At 67.8% G+C, this 16,230-nt stretch carries 12 protein-coding genes; 9 read left to right on the plus strand and 3 right to left on the minus strand.

Annotated features, from left to right (window positions below):
- Positions 1–31 precede the first annotated feature (31 nt).
- The 3 genes from SPR02S_RS03200 to SPR02S_RS03210 all read right to left on the minus strand — a co-directional run bounded on the left by SPR02S_RS03200 (position 32) and on the right by SPR02S_RS03210 (position 3,772).
- Positions 32–2,185 (minus strand): hypothetical protein, encoded by a 2,154-nt coding sequence (locus SPR02S_RS03200; RefSeq protein WP_019055488.1) that lies wholly within the window; start codon positions 2,183–2,185, stop codon positions 32–34.
- Positions 2,182–2,925 (minus strand): hypothetical protein, encoded by a 744-nt coding sequence (locus SPR02S_RS03205; protein WP_019055489.1) that lies wholly within the window; start codon positions 2,923–2,925, stop codon positions 2,182–2,184. Before SPR02S_RS03205 ends, SPR02S_RS03200 begins: the two co-directional genes overlap by 4 nt.
- 130 nt (positions 2,926–3,055) lie before the next feature.
- On the minus strand, positions 3,056–3,772 hold the full coding sequence (locus SPR02S_RS03210) for a Crp/Fnr family transcriptional regulator (protein ID WP_019055490.1): 717 nt from the start codon (positions 3,770–3,772) through the stop codon (positions 3,056–3,058).
- Positions 3,773–3,977: 205 nt separating this feature from the next.
- Between SPR02S_RS03210 and SPR02S_RS03215 the strand changes: the two genes are divergently transcribed.
- The 9 genes from SPR02S_RS03215 to SPR02S_RS03255 all read left to right on the plus strand — a co-directional run bounded on the left by SPR02S_RS03215 (position 3,978) and on the right by SPR02S_RS03255 (position 16,182).
- A complete protein-coding gene (locus SPR02S_RS03215) occupies positions 3,978–4,535 on the plus strand; it encodes a DUF1707 and DUF4190 domain-containing protein (protein WP_019055491.1) in 558 nt (185 codons plus the stop codon).
- A gap of 875 nt (positions 4,536–5,410) precedes the next feature.
- On the plus strand, positions 5,411–5,782 hold the full coding sequence (gene rpsL, locus SPR02S_RS03220) for a 30S ribosomal protein S12 (RefSeq protein WP_003948652.1): 372 nt from the start codon (positions 5,411–5,413) through the stop codon (positions 5,780–5,782).
- A 3-nt stretch (positions 5,783–5,785) separates the two neighbouring features.
- Positions 5,786–6,256, plus strand: coding sequence for a 30S ribosomal protein S7 (gene rpsG, locus SPR02S_RS03225; RefSeq protein ID WP_005481264.1), 471 nt, complete (start codon positions 5,786–5,788; stop codon positions 6,254–6,256).
- 39 nt (positions 6,257–6,295) lie between these two features.
- On the plus strand, positions 6,296–8,425 hold the full coding sequence (gene fusA, locus SPR02S_RS03230) for an elongation factor G (protein WP_019055492.1): 2,130 nt from the start codon (positions 6,296–6,298) through the stop codon (positions 8,423–8,425).
- Between the two features lie 143 nt (positions 8,426–8,568).
- Positions 8,569–9,762, plus strand: coding sequence for an elongation factor Tu (gene tuf / locus SPR02S_RS03235; RefSeq protein WP_019055493.1), 1,194 nt, complete (start codon positions 8,569–8,571; stop codon positions 9,760–9,762).
- Between the two features lie 215 nt (positions 9,763–9,977).
- Positions 9,978–13,100, plus strand: a complete 3,123-nt coding sequence (locus SPR02S_RS03240; protein WP_026150160.1) for a glycosyl hydrolase 115 family protein — start codon at positions 9,978–9,980, stop codon at positions 13,098–13,100.
- Between the two features lie 73 nt (positions 13,101–13,173).
- Positions 13,174–13,545 carry a hypothetical protein gene (locus SPR02S_RS03245; RefSeq protein WP_245607485.1) on the plus strand — a complete coding sequence of 124 codons (372 nt, stop codon included), beginning with the start codon at positions 13,174–13,176 and terminating at the stop codon, positions 13,543–13,545.
- A gap of 64 nt (positions 13,546–13,609) precedes the next feature.
- The gene (locus SPR02S_RS03250) at positions 13,610–15,646 is read left to right on the plus strand and encodes a WXG100 family type VII secretion target (RefSeq protein WP_019055496.1); all 2,037 of its coding nucleotides are present in this window, start codon (positions 13,610–13,612) and stop codon (positions 15,644–15,646) included.
- Positions 15,643–16,182, plus strand: a complete 540-nt coding sequence (locus SPR02S_RS03255) for a hypothetical protein (protein WP_019055497.1) — start codon at positions 15,643–15,645, stop codon at positions 16,180–16,182. The genes SPR02S_RS03250 and SPR02S_RS03255 overlap by 4 nt, the downstream gene beginning before the upstream one ends.
- The last annotated feature ends 48 nt before the right edge of the window (positions 16,183–16,230 follow it).

Consider the following 16,230-nt stretch of genomic DNA (forward strand, 5'->3'; position numbering starts at 1 on the left):
TTGATGTGTTTCGGCTCTCCAGGTCTGGGGATCAGCGGGTGGTGATACGCGCCAGCAGCCGCTCCGCCACCGGCGAGGCGTGCTTCGTGGCGTCGCGGACCGTGCGCAGCAGATGGCTGATGCGCCGACGGTTGGTCGGCTGGGCGGCGAGGGCGGGCAGCAGCGAGGTGAGGGCCGCCTCGGACGCCGGGTCGGCGCCGGCCGTGAGCACCCAGCCGCGCAGAATGCGCAGGGCTTCGGACGTGCTCGCGCGATCGGTCAGCGCCGCCTCGAAGAACCCGACCAGGTGCCGGGCGATGGTGTCGTCGACGGCCGCGGCGGCCTCCGCGTACCAGTCGAGGACGATGGGGCGGCCGGTGTGCTCGTCGGACTGTTTGCAGGCCTGGAGGAAGGCGAGCAGCGCGTGTGCACGCAGCGCGCGGTCGTCGGCGAGGCGCTCGGCGAGGGCGCTCAGTACGGGATCCCGTACTGCGAGGAGCAGGAGTTCGAGTGCGTCGGCGAACTGGTGGGTCTCTTCCTTCGCGTACTCCGCGGCTTCCTCCTCGGTGTCCTCCGGATCGTCGTGGGGGCGCGGTCGGTGGATGGCGTCCAGCAGGGCGTCCAGGGCGCGTTCGTAGTGCACCGGGCCCAGCAGGCCGTACGCGCGGATGGCGGTCCAGCGGCGGCCTTCGAGCTCGCCGTAGTCCTCGGTGCACCAGTCGTGGAGGATCTTGAGGACGGTGGGCACCGACAGCAGCTGGGCCATGGTCAGTGCGTTGGCCGCCGTCAGCCATGAGCCGAAGTGGTCGTCGTCCGCCCACGGCTCGATGAGGAGCGCCATGGCCGACGACAGATCGGCCTGTGCGAGCAGAGCGGTCGCCGAGGCCGCCCGGGTCCGTACCAGGGGACGGCCGTCGTCCGCGAGATCCTGGATCCACTCGACAAGGGCCGGGCGTGCGGACGGATGGAGGTTCCACACCTGTTCCAGGAGGACCCGGGCCGTGTCCTCCTCCCGGAACTGGGCGAAGTACCTGCCGATGAGAGGACCCCACTCGGTGACCTCGGTGCCGACGTAGCCCCGGGCCTGGGCCAGGCCGAGCCGCTGTTCGCGGGAGCTGCCGAAGACCGGGATGACGGCCGGCTCGCGGGGGTTGGCCGTGCGCTGCAGCTCTGTGTAGAGCGTGTCGGCGCACTCGGCAGCGACCGCGTATGGGGCTTTGTCGAAGACGGCGAGCGAGATGAGGAAGGCCTTCTCGCGCAGGTGCCGCTCGCTGTCGGTGAGCCAGGCGGAGACCTGGGCCGCCACGGCCGCCTTGCCGTAGGCGGCGAGCGTCTCCTCGTTGGTCTCCCCGCGGTGGAGGGCGACGAGCTGCTCCGCGAACTGCTCGATCTCGCCCGGCTGTTGGTGCCGGGCGAGGAATTCCTTCACCGGGGCCAGCCCGCACAGCCCGGCCCACGCCTCCTCACCGGTGCGTGGGGTCACGTGGGAGCGCAGCATGTCCTCGGCCACCGGCGGCTCCCAGCGGACGTACGGTACGTCCTCCAGGGCCGCCGACGGCTCGACCGTTATCACCAGGTGGCCGTCGGCGTGTTCCAGGCGCTCGCGCAGGCCCAGCAGGTGCGGCTCGCGCAGGGGATGGCTTCGGCTGGTGGTCAGGTTGAGCAGCAGGTAACCGGCCGCCCCGTCCAACTGCTCGGGCAGGGCCGTGAGAGAGCCGGGCGGGTCGAGGATGCGCATGGGCGCGATGCCGAGGGCGCGGAGCAGCATCAGCGCGGCCGAGCGGCGGCCGGTGCCCCGGCCGCCGGACAGGACGACGACCCGGTCGCCGCGCTTTAGCCGGGCCAGCGCCTCGTCGAAGCTCGGGCAGCCGTGGAAGACCTGCGCCAGTTCGTCGGCCTCGTCCGTGCGCACCTCTCCGGAGAGGTGCTCGGAACGCTGGTACGGGAGGCCGAAGTTATAGTTCACGTTGCCCTTCACCAGGCCACCGGTGGGACCGTACTGGTCGCGGGCGATGTCCGTGGCGGTCCGGGCAAGCGGGGTGACGAACTCGGGGCCGTGGGCGATCAGGGCCCGGCGGGCGGCCCAGGCCTCCTGCCGCTGCTGTTCCTGAGCGTCGGCCGTCTCGTCCTGCTTCTTCTGCTCGCCGTCCGCGGGTGCTCCGCCGGCAGGTGCCGCGGTGCCCGCCGACGCCTCGTCCTGGCTCATGTGCGCTCGCCGCCTTCCGACCGGCCGAACGTGAAGTTGAGATCGCCTTGGGTCGTGCCGCCGCTGGGGCCGTAGTGGTCGCGTCCGACGTGGACCTCGTTGTGCTGGGCGGGCGGGAGTCCACCGGCCGCGTCCGGGAGCGCGGAGGCGCCTGTGGAGGAGCCGGGCGCGCGAGGCGTCCCGTGGACCCAAGCCACCGTCGGCCCTTCCTTCGTCTCCACCGTGATCCGGTGGAAGTCCTCCGGGCGGACACCCAGTGGGCCATTGCGTACGACCCCGTCGTAGACGCCGTCGGACGTGCACAGGACGCAGTCCTCGCCGCGGTCCTTCAGCGCGTCGCGCAGCGGATCGGAGTTCAGCAGCCGCACCGCGTGGTTGAGGTCCCGGCCGACCCAGCCGCCGAGCTCGTCGATGGCGACGTAGCCGGCGGAGAGCACGATGCGCAGCCGCATCCGCGTGCTGTCGGCGATCAGCCGGTTCTTGCTGTGCAGAAGCGCCGGGGTCTCCGTCAGGAGGGTCTTTGTCAGTGTCGGCACGGAGACCCCGGTGTCGATGAGTTCCATCACGGAGTCGCCGCGGTCCGCGCGCAGCCGGGACGTCTCGTCGACGTCGGCCGCGAGGAGTGTGGCGTCGACGACGTCGTAGAGAACTCGGCGCAGGTATGCCTGCTCCACGTTGTCGCGTTTGCCGAATTGTTCGATGTCGAAGAGAAGGATCGTTCGGTACACGGGGTCGGTCATGGTCGCCTCTCGCGAGTCGGACGGTTGCCCAGCACGATGGCGGGTCCGGGACGCGCGGCAGAGGACCGATGACACGGAGGAACTGTGACCGTGTGCACAGACGGCCACCTGACCTTGTGCGGTCGTACGGTCAGGTGGGGTGGCCGCCGACGATACGGCGCAGCACGTCGGGGCGGAGGACGACGATGCGACGGCGCTCGGTGGTGACGACCTTTCGGGTACGCAACTCCCTGAGCAGCCGGGCCACGGCCTCACGGGACGAGCCGACCGAGCCGGCGAACTCCTGCTGGCTGAGGCCGATGGTAAGTTCTATGCCCTCGTCGGTGCGGTGGCCGTGGGTACGGACGAGTTCGAGCAGAAGGACGGCCAGCCGCTCACGCACGGTGAGGGCCGCCCATTCGAGTCTGCGGCGATCGGTCGACCGTTGCCGGTCGGTGGCGAGGCCGAGCAGATGAAGTGCCACCCGGGGATGGTCGGCGAGGAAGTTGGTGAAACGACTCTGCTCGATGACCACGGCCTCGATCGGTTCCAGGGCGGTGACGGTCGCCGAGCGCTGGCGTCGGCTGAGGGCCGCGCCTTCGCCGACGATGTCACCCGGTCCGCGCAGGGCAAGGAGGGCCTCGTATCCGTTGGCGGCGATCGCCGTGACCTTGGTCCAGCCGTGCAGGATCAGCAGGACGTGGGCGGACGGTTCATCCTGGCGCAGGATGACGTTTCTCGCCTGATAGCGCAGCGGCCGGCCGACGGCGAGGAGACCGATCCGGTCGTCTTTCTCCAGCCGGGCGAGGAATGGCACCCGATCGTCGAAACCGTCGTCGTCCCACGCGTGCGTCTGGCCCCCGACCATCCCGCTGCCCCCGTGTTCACCTGCGCCGATGTCATTGGCTTCGCAACCAGTCAACCTACTTGAAGGGGACGTGCGGGAAACGAGCGACAACCGGCCATCGTGGCCGAATGGCCGTCCTCCGTCGTTGTGGGGGGAACCCGTGCCGTTTTCGGTGCGTTGGAGCATCATGGAGGCATTCGGTCTCCGGCGCCGGGGGAGGTGTTCCGTGTCGTACCCGACACCGTGGCAGGGGCAGTGGCCAGGACCGCACCAGCCGTCGCCGGCCCAGGCCGGGGCGTCGATGCTGGCCGCGACCGCGGACCGGGAGCGCGCGGTGGACGTGCTCCGGGCCGGTTTCGCCGAGGGCCGGCTGCGCGAGGACGAGCTGGAGAAGCGGGTCGCCCGGGCCTACGGCGCCCGTACGGTGGGCGAGTTGATGCTGCTGGTCGCCGATCTGCCCCAGGGCCCACAGGTGGCGCCCGTCCTCCAGGGGCCGCCGCCGGGTTTCCGGCCGGTGCCGCCGACGTTCCTGCCGCCCCGGGTGCCACCGACCAACGGCAAGGCGGTCGGCTCGCTGGTCTGCGGCCTCCTCATCGTGCCGACGCTGGGCCTCACCGGCATCCCCGCGGTGATCCTCGGCCACACCGCCCGCGCCGAGATACAGCGAACCGACGAGGGCGGCGACGGCCTCGCCCTGACCGGCCTGATCTTCGGCTGGCTCGCGGTGACGGGCTGGGCACTGATGCTGCTCCTGATGATCGCGGCGACGGCGAGCTCGACGTGACGCCTCCCGCTGAGGGTGACCGGGGGCTCCGGGCGAGGTCCCGGGCGAGGCCCTCGTCCGAGGGTGCCGGCCGAGGGCTCCAGTTGAGGGCGCCGTTCGAGGGTTCCAGCTGAGGGCGCTGCCCGAGGGCTCAGTCTGAGGGCCGGGTCTGAGGGTTCGGTCTGAGGGCCCCGCATCGCAGATCCGAGTGCCTCGCGCTGTGAGGCCGAGGAGCGCGTGTCGCAGCTCCGGGGGCTCCGCGATGCGGAAGTGAGACCTCCGTGCCGTAGGCCTGCCTCCTCTGTGCCGTGGGCCTGAGGGCTCCGTGCCGTAGACCTGCCTGCTCCGTGCCGTAGGCCCGAGTCCTCCGCGTTGCAGAGCCGAGGACCTCGCGCCGCAGGGATCCGAGTGCTCCGCGCTGTGGACCCGACGGCCCCGCGCACTGGATCCGAGTGCTCCGCGTCGTACGGCTGAAGGCCCCGTGCCGTGGATCTGAGGACCTCGTGTCGCAGCTCCGAGTCCTCCGCCCCGCGGATCCGGGAGCCCCGCCCCGTGGGAATCCCCCCCACCCCGCCCCTCCAGACCCACCCCTCCCCGCCGTAGATTCGAAGATCGCGGACGGGGCGTGGCTTCGGCATCTTGCGTGTCGAGCCGTGGGTGGCATCCATTTGTTTTGACCGCAGCGAATGAGGTAGGTACGCTCAGACCTTGTGCCTGGGGTGTGCCCTGGCTCTCGTGCGTGCCTTGAACCGCACTAAGGGAGTCGACACCGGCCACCGCGATCTGCGCCCCTTTTGCTTACCGGCGAAAGTCTGCGCGATCCGACACACCCGACCGCGTGGGTCGGCGATGTTCCAGGTTAGCTTCACCATCGGCACACAGAAACCGGAGAAGTAGTGCCTACGATCCAGCAGCTGGTCCGGAAGGGCCGGCAGGACAAGGTCGAGAAGAACAAGACGCCCGCACTCGAGGGTTCGCCCCAGCGTCGTGGCGTCTGCACGCGTGTGTTCACGACCACCCCGAAGAAGCCGAACTCGGCCCTGCGTAAGGTCGCGCGTGTGCGTCTGACCAGCGGGATCGAAGTCACCGCTTACATTCCGGGTGAGGGACACAACCTGCAGGAGCACTCCATCGTGCTCGTGCGTGGCGGTCGTGTGAAGGACCTGCCCGGTGTTCGCTACAAGATCATCCGCGGTTCGCTCGACACCCAGGGTGTCAAGAACCGCAAGCAGGCCCGCAGCCGCTACGGCGCCAAGAAGGAGAAGTAGAAAATGCCTCGTAAGGGCCCCGCCCCGAAGCGCCCGGTCATCATCGACCCGGTCTACGGTTCTCCTCTTGTCACCTCCCTGATCAACAAGGTGCTGCTGAACGGCAAGCGCTCCACCGCCGAGCGCATCGTGTACGGCGCCATGGAGGGCCTGCGCGAGAAGACCAGCAACGACCCGGTCATCACGCTGAAGCGCGCGCTGGAGAACATCAAGCCCACGCTTGAGGTCAAGTCCCGCCGAGTCGGCGGTGCGACGTACCAGGTTCCGATCGAGGTCAAGCCCGGTCGCGCCAACACGCTCGCGCTGCGCTGGCTGGTCGGTTACTCCCGCGCCCGTCGCGAGAAGACCATGACCGAGCGTCTGCTCAACGAGCTTCTGGACGCTTCGAACGGCCTCGGTGCGGCCGTCAAGAAGCGCGAGGACACCCACAAGATGGCCGAGTCCAACAAGGCCTTCGCGCACTACCGCTGGTAGTCGCTACCCACGACGAGACCGAGAGAAGACCGAAGCCTTATGGCTACCACTTCACTTGACCTGGCCAGGGTCCGCAACATCGGGATCATGGCTCACATCGACGCGGGCAAGACGACCACCACTGAGCGGATCCTCTTCTACACCGGCGTCAGCTACAAGATCGGTGAAGTCCACGACGGCGCCGCCACCATGGACTGGATGGAGCAGGAGCAGGAGCGTGGCATCACGATCACCTCTGCTGCCACCACCTGTCACTGGCCGCTTGAGGACGACGACTACACCATCAACATCATCGACACCCCGGGGCACGTCGACTTCACCGTCGAGGTGGAGCGTTCGCTGCGCGTCCTCGACGGTGCCGTCACGGTGTTCGACGGTGTCGCCGGTGTCGAGCCGCAGTCCGAGACGGTGTGGCGTCAGGCCGACCGTTACGGCGTGCCCCGCATCTGCTTCGTGAACAAGCTCGACCGGACCGGCGCGGAGTTCCACCGCTGCGTCGACATGATCAAGGACCGCCTCGGTGCGGTACCGCTGATCATGCAGCTTCCGATCGGCGCCGAGATGGACTTCAAGGGCGTTGTGGACCTGGTCCGCATGAAGGCGCTCGTGTGGTCCGCCGAGGCGGCGAAGGGCGAGATGTACGACGTCGTCGACATCCCGGCCACGCACGCCGAGGCCGCCGAGGAGTACCGCGGCAAGCTGGTCGAGGCCGTCGCGGAGAACGACGACGACATCATGGAGCTGTTCCTGGAGGGCATCGAGCCCACCGAGGAGCAGCTGTACGCCGCGATCCGTCGCGTCACCATCGAGACCGGCAAGTCCAACGGCATCACCGTCACCCCGGTGTTCTGTGGCACCGCGTTCAAGAACAAGGGCGTCCAGCCCTTGCTCGACGCGGTCGTGCGCTACCTGCCGACCCCCCTGGACGTCGAGGCCATCGAAGGCCACGACGTCAAGGACCCCGAGGTCGTCGTCAAGCGCAAGCCGTCCGTGGACGAGCCGCTGTCCGCGCTCGCGTTCAAGATCATGAGCGACCCGCACCTGGGCAAGCTCACCTTCGTCCGGGTCTACTCGGGCCGCCTGGAGACTGGCACCGCGGTGCTGAACTCCGTCAAGGGCAAGAAGGAGCGCATCGGCAAGATCTACCGCATGCACGCGAACAAGCGTGAGGAGATCGAGGCGGTGGGCGCCGGCGACATCGTCGCCGTCATGGGCCTGAAGCAGACCACCACCGGTGAGACGCTGTGCGACGACAAGAACCCGGTGATCCTGGAGTCCATGGACTTCCCGGCGCCGGTCATCCAGGTCGCCATCGAGCCCAAGTCCAAGGGTGACCAGGAGAAGCTGGGTATTGCCATCCAGCGTCTCGCGGAGGAGGACCCCTCCTTCCACGTTCACTCGGACGAGGAGACGGGCCAGACCATCCTCGGCGGTATGGGCGAGCTGCACCTCGAGGTGCTGGTCGACCGTATGAAGCGCGAGTTCAAGGTCGAGGCCAACGTCGGCAAGCCGCAGGTCGCGTACCGTGAGACGATCCGTAAGGCCGTCGAGCGCGTGGACTACACCCACAAGAAGCAGACCGGTGGTACCGGTCAGTTCGCCAAGGTGCAGATCGCGATCGAGCCGATCACCGAGTCGGACGGCCCGGCGTACGAGTTCGTGAACAAGGTCACCGGTGGCCGTATCCCGCGGGAGTACATCCCGTCGGTGGACGCCGGTGCGCAGGAGGCCATGCAGTTCGGCATCCTCGCCGGGTACGAGATGACGGGTGTCCGCATCACGCTGCTCGACGGTGCCTACCACGAGGTCGACTCGTCCGAGCTCGCCTTCAAGATCGCCGGATCGCAGGCCTTCAAGGAGGCCGCGCGCAAGGCGTCCCCCGTGCTCCTTGAGCCGATGATGGCCGTCGAGGTCACCACGCCCGAGGACTACATGGGTGAGGTCATCGGCGACATCAACTCCCGCCGTGGCCAGATCCAGGCCATGGAGGAGCGTGCCGGTGCGCGCGTCGTGAAGGGCCTCGTGCCCCTCTCGGAGATGTTCGGCTACGTCGGCGACCTCCGCAGCAAGACCTCGGGTCGCGCAAGCTACTCGATGCAGTTCGACTCCTACGCCGAGGTTCCCCGGAACGTCGCCGAGGAGATCATCGCGAAGGCCAAGGGCGAGTAACACACACCGTTTGCACGCTTTAGGCTTGACACCGACCGCCGGGGTTCACCCGGGAGGGCAGACCTCGGCGGGCGGCATCCCAGCAAAGATCACCTGGCGCCGATGAGTAAGGCGTACCAGAACCACTCCGCAGGAGGACCCCAGTGGCGAAGGCAAAGTTCGAGCGGACTAAGCCGCACGTCAACATCGGCACCATCGGTCACATCGACCACGGTAAGACGACCCTCACGGCCGCCATTACCAAGGTGCTGCACGACGCGTACCCGGACCTGAACGAGGCCTCGGCCTTCGACCAGATCGACAAGGCTCCTGAGGAGCGCCAGCGCGGTATCACGATCTCGATCGCGCACGTCGAGTACCAGACCGAGACGCGTCACTACGCCCACGTCGACTGCCCCGGTCACGCGGACTACATCAAGAACATGATCACGGGTGCCGCGCAGATGGACGGCGCGATCCTCGTGGTCGCGGCCACCGACGGCCCGATGCCGCAGACCAAGGAGCACGTGCTCCTGGCCCGCCAGGTCGGCGTTCCGTACATCGTCGTCGCCCTGAACAAGGCCGACATGGTGGACGACGAGGAGATCCTGGAGCTCGTCGAGCTCGAGGTCCGTGAGCTCCTCTCCGAGTACGAGTTCCCGGGCGACGACCTGCCGGTCGTCAAGGTCTCGGCGCTCAAGGCGCTCGAGGGCGACAAGGAGTGGGGCCAGACGGTCCTCGACCTGATGGCCGCCGTCGACGAGGCGATCCCGACCCCGCCGCGTGACACCGAGAAGCCGTTCCTCATGCCCGTCGAGGACGTCTTCACGATCACCGGTCGCGGTACGGTCGTCACCGGCCGTATCGAGCGTGGTGTCCTGAAGGTCAACGAGACCGTTGACATCATCGGCATCAAGCAGGAGAAGACCACCACCACGGTCACCGGCATCGAGATGTTCCGCAAGCTGCTCGACGAGGGTCAGGCGGGCGAGAACGTCGGCCTGCTCCTCCGTGGCATCAAGCGCGAGGACGTCGAGCGCGGCCAGGTCATCATCAAGCCCGGCTCGGTCACCCCGCACACGGAGTTCGAGGCCCAGGCGTACATCCTGTCCAAGGACGAGGGTGGCCGTCACACGCCGTTCTTCAACAACTACCGTCCCCAGTTCTACTTCCGCACCACGGACGTGACCGGCGTCGTGACCCTCCCCGAGGGCACCGAGATGGTCATGCCGGGCGACAACACTGAGATGACGGTTTCGCTCATCCAGCCCGTCGCCATGGAAGAGGGCCTGAAGTTCGCCATCCGCGAGGGTGGTCGCACGGTGGGCGCCGGCCAGGTCACCAAGATCAACAAGTAGTCTTGGCTGCTTGTCTTGGCTGATCCGACCGGTCTCTGACTGGTAGGTCTCGAAGGGGCCCGTACGACTTCGGTCGTACGGGCCCCTTTGTCGTTCCCGCTGCTCCCGGTCGGCTGTTACGAAACTATTCGGCGGGTACGACCCGTTGTCCCCTCCCTCCACTCGCCCCACCATTTGTCATGCCGCTGACCAAATTAGGTGTGGAGGGGTGTGCCATGTCTGCGTCCGTCAGTCGAAGGGCCGTTCTGGGGGCGGGAGTTGCCGCGGTGCCGGTGCTGGCGTCGAGGGCCCCGCGGCCCGTTGATGCCGGTGCGTACATCTCCTTCTCGCGTACGACGGGTGCGTTCCCCCTCGTCGGCGCACCGGTCGTGGTGGACCCTGACGATCACCCCGGAGTCGTACGGGTGGCAGGGGACTTGAGGGACGACATCGAACGCGTCACCGGCGTACGTCCTGGGAGCGCGCTCGCGCGTGAGGTGGTGCTGGTCGGGACGATCGGGCGCAGCGCGCTGATCGACGGGTTGGTGGCCGCCGGGAAGCTGGACGTGTCCGGGGTGCGGGGGCGTTGGGAGACCTCGCTGCAAACGGTGGTCGAGCGGCCGATGCCGGGGGTGGAGCGGGCGTTCGTCGTCGCGGGGAGCGACCCGCGCGGCACGATCTTCGGTGCGTACGACGTGTCGTACGGCATCGGGGTCTCGCCCTGGCACTGGTGGGACGATGTGCCGCCGACGCGGCGGGGCGAGGTGTGGGTGCTGCCGGGGCGGTACTCGCAGGGAACGCCGGTCGTGAAATACCGCGGCTTCTTCATCAACGACGAGAACCCGGCGCTCGGGACGTGGGCGCCGGAGTACTTCGGGCCGGGTAAGGCGCCGGGGTATCCGGGCGGCTTCAACGCGGACTTCTACGGCCGGGTCTTCGAGGTGCTGCTGCGGCTGAAGGGGAACTACCTCTGGCCGGCGGTGTGGGGGCGGGCCTTCGCGGAGGACGACCCGGAGAACCATTGGCGGGCCTCGGAGTACGGGGTTGTCATGGGCACGTCGCACGAGGCGCCGATGATGCGGGGGATCGAGGAGTGGAACCGGCATGCCGTGGCCGCCGTTCGGGACTCTTCGGGTGTGATCGTGACGCCGGGGCGTGATCCGTACGGCGGGACGGGGGAGTGGTCGTACCGGCTCAACTCCCCGGCGATACGCGCCTATTGGCGGGCCGGTGTGCAGCGGATGGTCGACCAGGGCTTCGAGGGTGTCGTCACGCTCGGCATGCGCGGGAACGGCGACACGAGCCTTCCGGACGGCGACGGCATCGAACTGATGCGGGAGATCATCGCGGCGCAGCGGCAGATCATCGAGGAGGTGACGGGGCGGCCGGCGGCGGAGACTCCGCAGGTGTGGACGTTGTACAAGGAGGTGCAGCGGTACTGGGACCGGGGGTTGAGGGCGCCGGACGACGTGACGGTCGTGCTGACCGATGACAACTGGGGGAACGTTCGCAAGCATCCCGATGCGGGGGATGGTGAGCGGGCTGGGGGCTACGGCCTGTACTACCACTTCGACTACGTGGGCGCCGGGCGGAACTACAAGTGGGTGGACACGGCGAACCTGCGGAACGTGTGGGAGCAGCTGCACGCGGCGTACGCGTACGGGAATCGGGGGTTGTGGGTCGCGAACGTGGGCGACCTGAAGGGGAACGAACTGCCGACCGAGTTCTTCCTCAACTACGCCTGGAATCCGGAGGGTTGGGACGCCGATGAGCTACCGCGATGGGAACTCCGTTACGCGCGGCAGAACTTCGGGGCGGGGCAGGCGCGGGAGATCGCTTCCGTGCTGGCGGCGTACGGGCAGTTGCAGGCGCGTCGCAAGCCGGAGTTGCTGAACCGGCGGATCAGTCTCGTGGACGGCCAGGTGGTCTACGACGATCAGCAGACGCCGTTCGCCTTCGGGCACCGGGAGTTGGAGCGGGTCACGGAGGAATGGCGGGAGCTGGGGCGACGGGCCGAGCGGATCGGGCAGCGGTTGCCGGCCGGGGTGCGGGACGCGTGGTTCGAACTCGTCGGGTACGAGGTGCAGGCCACCGCCAATCTGTACGGGTTGAGGTCGGCCGAGTTCACCAACCTGCTGTACGCGGCGCAGGGCCGGGCCGCGACGAACGACCTCGCGGATGCGGCGGAGGCGGGGTTGGCACGGGACTTCGCGCTGGCCGACCGTTTCAACTCGGCGGTGGCGGGCGGGAAATGGGCCGGTTTCCAGACGCAGCCGCACATCGACTACGGGGATGTGGAGCGGTACGGGCCGATTGCCGGGTGGCAGCAGCCGGAGAGGGACAACGTGGCGTTGCCGGATGTGTTGTTCCCGGCGGTGCGGCGGATTGGGGTGCCGGTGGGGGCGCGGTTGGGGGTGGCGGTCGATGGTGCGTCGGAGGCGGAGGCGGAGGCGGAGGCGGAGGCGGAGGTGTGGTGGCCGGGGGGTGCGTCTGGGGTGGCGGCCGTACTGCCTGCCTTCAGTCCGTATCAGACGCGGCCGCAGCAGTTCGTCGAGGTGTTCAACCGGGGGCGTACGGCCTTCGATTACCGGATCGAGACGTCGGTGCCGTGGTTGGTGGTGGATCGGCCGCGGGGGCGGGTCGAGCGGCAGGTTCGGGTGGAGGTGGGGGTGAACTGGGCTCGGGTGCCGGGGAGTTGGGGTGGTTCGGGTGCGCGGGGGACGCTGACGGTGTACGGGGCGGGGGAGTCGGTCACCGTTTCGTGTGTGGCTGAGGTGCCGTCGGGGCGGGGGCTGCGGGGGTTTGTGGAGGCGGGCGGTTACGTGGCGATCGACGCGGAGCACCACGACCGGGTGGTCGGCGGGTGGCGTCGTATCGACGGCATCGGGCGTGCGGGGCGTACGGGTCGTACGGGGCGTACCGGGGCGGGGATGACGCCGTGGCCGGTGACGCTGCCCAGGCAGACGCCGGGTGGGGTGAATTCACCGCGGTTGGAGTACGAGGTGAGTCTGGTGTCGGTGCCTTCCGGGGGTGAGGTGACGGTGTGGGCGTACCTGTCCCCTCGTAACCCTGCGTTGCCGACGGGCGGTCTGCGCTACGGCGTCTCCCTCGACGCCGGGCCGATCGAGACCGTCGACATCAACGTCGGTGCAGATGACGGGCTGTTGAACGCGGTGTGGGCCCGTAACACCTCCGACAACGTCAACGCGACGGCGACGAAACACTCCGTGACGAAGGCCGGGGTTCACCGGTTGAAGTTCTGGATGGTGGATCCGACGGTGGTGCTGCAGCGGCTCGTGATCGACACGGGGGGTCTGCCGGCGCTGTATCTGGGGCCGTTGGAGAGTCGGCGGGTGTAGCGAGGGGACTTCAGTGGGCGTGTGGAGCGGGCCGAGTGGGTCGAGTGGGTCGAGCGCGCTGCGGGTGTCGGATGTGGGGGGTGTGCCGGGCGAGTTGGGGGTTTCGGCGCCGAGGAAGGATCTTGCCTCCTCGCCGGGTGAGAAGCGGGCGGCGGCGCGGGCGATCGAGGATCACATCGAGCCCGGTACGCGTGCGGCGGGGCGTTGGGTGGACGACGAAAACGGTGCCGCTGTACGGGAGTTCGCCGCGAAGGACGGGGACGGCTGGGTCACTTCGGGGGCTCTGAAGAAGGCGCACGGGGCGTGGGCGGACCAGGTGAGGAACCTGATGGACCGGCTGGGTGCGGAGAAGGGCGCGTTGCGGAGTGGGAGCGCGGTGCTGACGAGTACGGATCTGGCGGCGGGGTCGAGGCTGCGGGAGCAGTCCGCGTTGGACACGCTCTGAGGGCAGTGGCTGGTTTGTTGGCTGGTTTGGCGGAGTCACCGGAGTTATTGGGGCAACTGGGCGCATGCCGACGTATCACGAGATCATGACCACCGACCTCGCCGCGCTGACCACGGCGGCCGAGCGCTGGGACGGAATGGCGGGCGAGTTCGAGAGGCAGGAGGCGGCGTACCGGCGGGATGTGCACGGCATCTCCATGAGTACGTCGTGGATCGGGCTCAGCGCCGACGCGGCGAACGCCCGCTTCGACGTCACGCTCAAGGAGTTCCAGTACGCGCAGACGGAGGCCAAGGGGATCGCGTCGTTGCTGCGGGACGCGCACGAGCGGTTCGTGGAGCTGCGGGGCCGGGTGGTGGCGGTGCGGTGGGAGGCGGTCCGGGCGGGCATGAAGGTGTCGGAGGCCGGGGTGGTGAGCCCGGGTTCGGGCCAGCCGGACACCCCCGGTGATCCTCACGCCGTACAGCCGTGGCAGGACCGGATCACCAAGGCGGTCCACGATGTGACGGACGCGGACGAGGGCGTCCGGATCGCGCTGGCGGGGGTCGTGATCGACTCCGAACTGCTGGCCGGCGGGCGGGGGTTCAACGGCAGGGCGATGGGTGACGTCGAAGCGTACGAGGCCGAGGAGACGGAGAGGTACCTGCGGAAGCTGGGCAGGGGCGGTGAGTTGACGGGCACTCAACTCGCCGAACTGCAACGATCGTTCCGTGACAACAGCGAGGACGAGGGGTTCTCGCGGATGGTCCTGGACGACCTGGGCCCCACCGGCACGATCAAGCTCACGAACGAACTGAACGACCGCATCCACGTCCAGGGTGGTGCGGGTGCGGGTACGTACTCGGCGATCGAGACGGGCCTGGCGAACGCGCTCGCCACGGCCACGAAGCACACGAAGTCGGACTGGTACCGGAAGTGGCGTGCGGGTATGCGGCACGCGGGTCTGGAGCACTTCGCCACGGATGCGCAGGGCCTCCACCTGGACAAGGCCGTCGGGTACCAGTCCCTCGTCACGCTGATGCAGAAGGGGCACGGGTACGCGCCGGGGGTGGTCGAGGATCTCACCGACGACATGATCGCGGCGGAGAAGAAACACCCCGGAGTCTGGCAGGTGAAGGGCGCGTACGCCGGGGCGCGTGGCGGTTGGTTCGCCAACGATCCCGTCGACGGGATGCTCGGCATCATGAGCCGTGACCCGGCGGAGGCAGCGCGCTATCTCCATTCCGACGCCCATATGAAGTACCTGATGAATGACCGCGACTGGAATGTCACCCTGAACGACGAGGGGACGTCGAAGGGCGGTCATTACGTACCCCGGTTGGACGGGGACGACCGGGTGGGATTCGGGGCGGCGTTGCAGGCGGGGGCCACGGGGATCGATCCTGCGCATCCGCATGGGGGTCGGGTGGGGGATCGGGCGACCAATGATGCGGTGTTCAAGTCGGCGCTCACATATTTGGCGGACAAGGGGGATGAGTTTCCGGCGTCGTTGAGGGAGCCGATGGCCAACGTGCTTGTTAATCATGGGGATGCGGTGCATGCGGCCATGAGTGAGGTCGACGTTGCCCATTCTCCCCTGGACCAGCGTCAGCTTTTCGAGGTTGCGAAGCAGGTGTCCAAGGATGAGGGGGCGTACGGCACGTTGAACGGGGGGATGAACCAGGCCATGGTGGCAGCAATTCACAACGACCACTCGAAATCGGCCGATTCCCTGAGTGGGGCCGGCCGGACCGTTGGATTTCTGGAGGAGGCCCGGGTTCAGGCTGCGGGGGATCCCAAGGTCGCGGAGTTCGAGACGAAGCCGTTCTTTGACAAGGCGATCAGCTATATCCCTGTGGGCAGTAGTGATGTGCAGGCAGGGTTTGACTATGTGACGGAGCAGTGGCTGGCGGACGAACAGAAGAGGCTCGACGACAAGCAGACCGAAGACAATGTCAAGGTCTACTACAGAAGGAACGGCCAGCTCATGGGTTTCTCGGACGAGTGGAGTAAGACGCATGAAGTCGCCCACGATTCCTACTTCAATCCACGGCAGGAAATTCGTCGATCCGCGAGTGACGGGATCACGAACGCCAAAGGTGTGTCCGGGGAACAGCCCAAGTGAACTCAATTATCCGAGCCGTTCTCATCGGCCTGTCCGCACTTGCTGTCGCGGTCTTCGCGGTGTCCTGCGACGACCCGGCCGACCACGAGATTCCGAAAGCCATTTGTGGTACGCATGTCGATCCCTCGGTGAGTCGTCCGTTGGTGACATCCGACGAGGACTTGCACGAGTTCAACCGTGTGGATCGTTCCGAAGCGATCACGGCCCCCTGCGTGTTGTTGTCCGGCCCCGACCCGGTCCTTGACTTCGGGTTCTCGTGGGACCCGAACGCGACTGACCTGATGTACCTGGCCCAGGGCGCTGGATCGGTCTCGCACGTGACGGATCCCCACGCCATCGACTTCACCTACAAGACGATCGTCGGCACTGATGGAGCCATCTCGACCACCCCCTGTAAAACGAACGGCGGCAAATACTTCACCCTCACCCTCCAAGTCCCCCAAATCGGCCTCATGGACCAGACCCACCGCAAGGACATCGAGAAGTTCATGCGGGCCTACTTCCCGGCGACGCTCAAGACCTTGGGGTGCAGGTGAGGTTGCCGCGGTGTGCGGCGAGTACATGAATGAGTACGAGCGCTCATG

The sequence above is a fragment of the Streptomyces prunicolor NBRC 13075 genome (assembly GCF_000367365.1).
Lineage (GTDB): Bacteria > Actinomycetota > Actinomycetes > Streptomycetales > Streptomycetaceae > Streptomyces > Streptomyces prunicolor.

Bases quoted from the DNA above. Each gene is read 5' to 3' on its own strand.
- SPR02S_RS03210 (WP_019055490.1), bottom strand. From the start codon at position 3,772: ATGGTCGGGGGCCAGACGCACGCGTGGGACGACGACGGTTTCGACGAT.
- SPR02S_RS03200 (WP_019055488.1), bottom strand. From the start codon at position 2,185: ATGAGCCAGGACGAGGCGTCGGCGGGCACCGCGGCACCTGCCGGCGGA.
- SPR02S_RS03250 (WP_019055496.1), top strand. From the start codon at position 13,610: ATGCCGACGTATCACGAGATCATGACCACCGACCTCGCCGCGCTGACC.
- SPR02S_RS03205 (WP_019055489.1), bottom strand. From the start codon at position 2,925: ATGACCGACCCCGTGTACCGAACGATCCTTCTCTTCGACATCGAACAA.
- rpsG (WP_005481264.1), top strand. From the start codon at position 5,786: ATGCCTCGTAAGGGCCCCGCCCCGAAGCGCCCGGTCATCATCGACCCG.
- fusA (WP_019055492.1), top strand. From the start codon at position 6,296: ATGGCTACCACTTCACTTGACCTGGCCAGGGTCCGCAACATCGGGATC.
- SPR02S_RS03240 (WP_026150160.1), top strand. From the start codon at position 9,978: ATGTCTGCGTCCGTCAGTCGAAGGGCCGTTCTGGGGGCGGGAGTTGCC.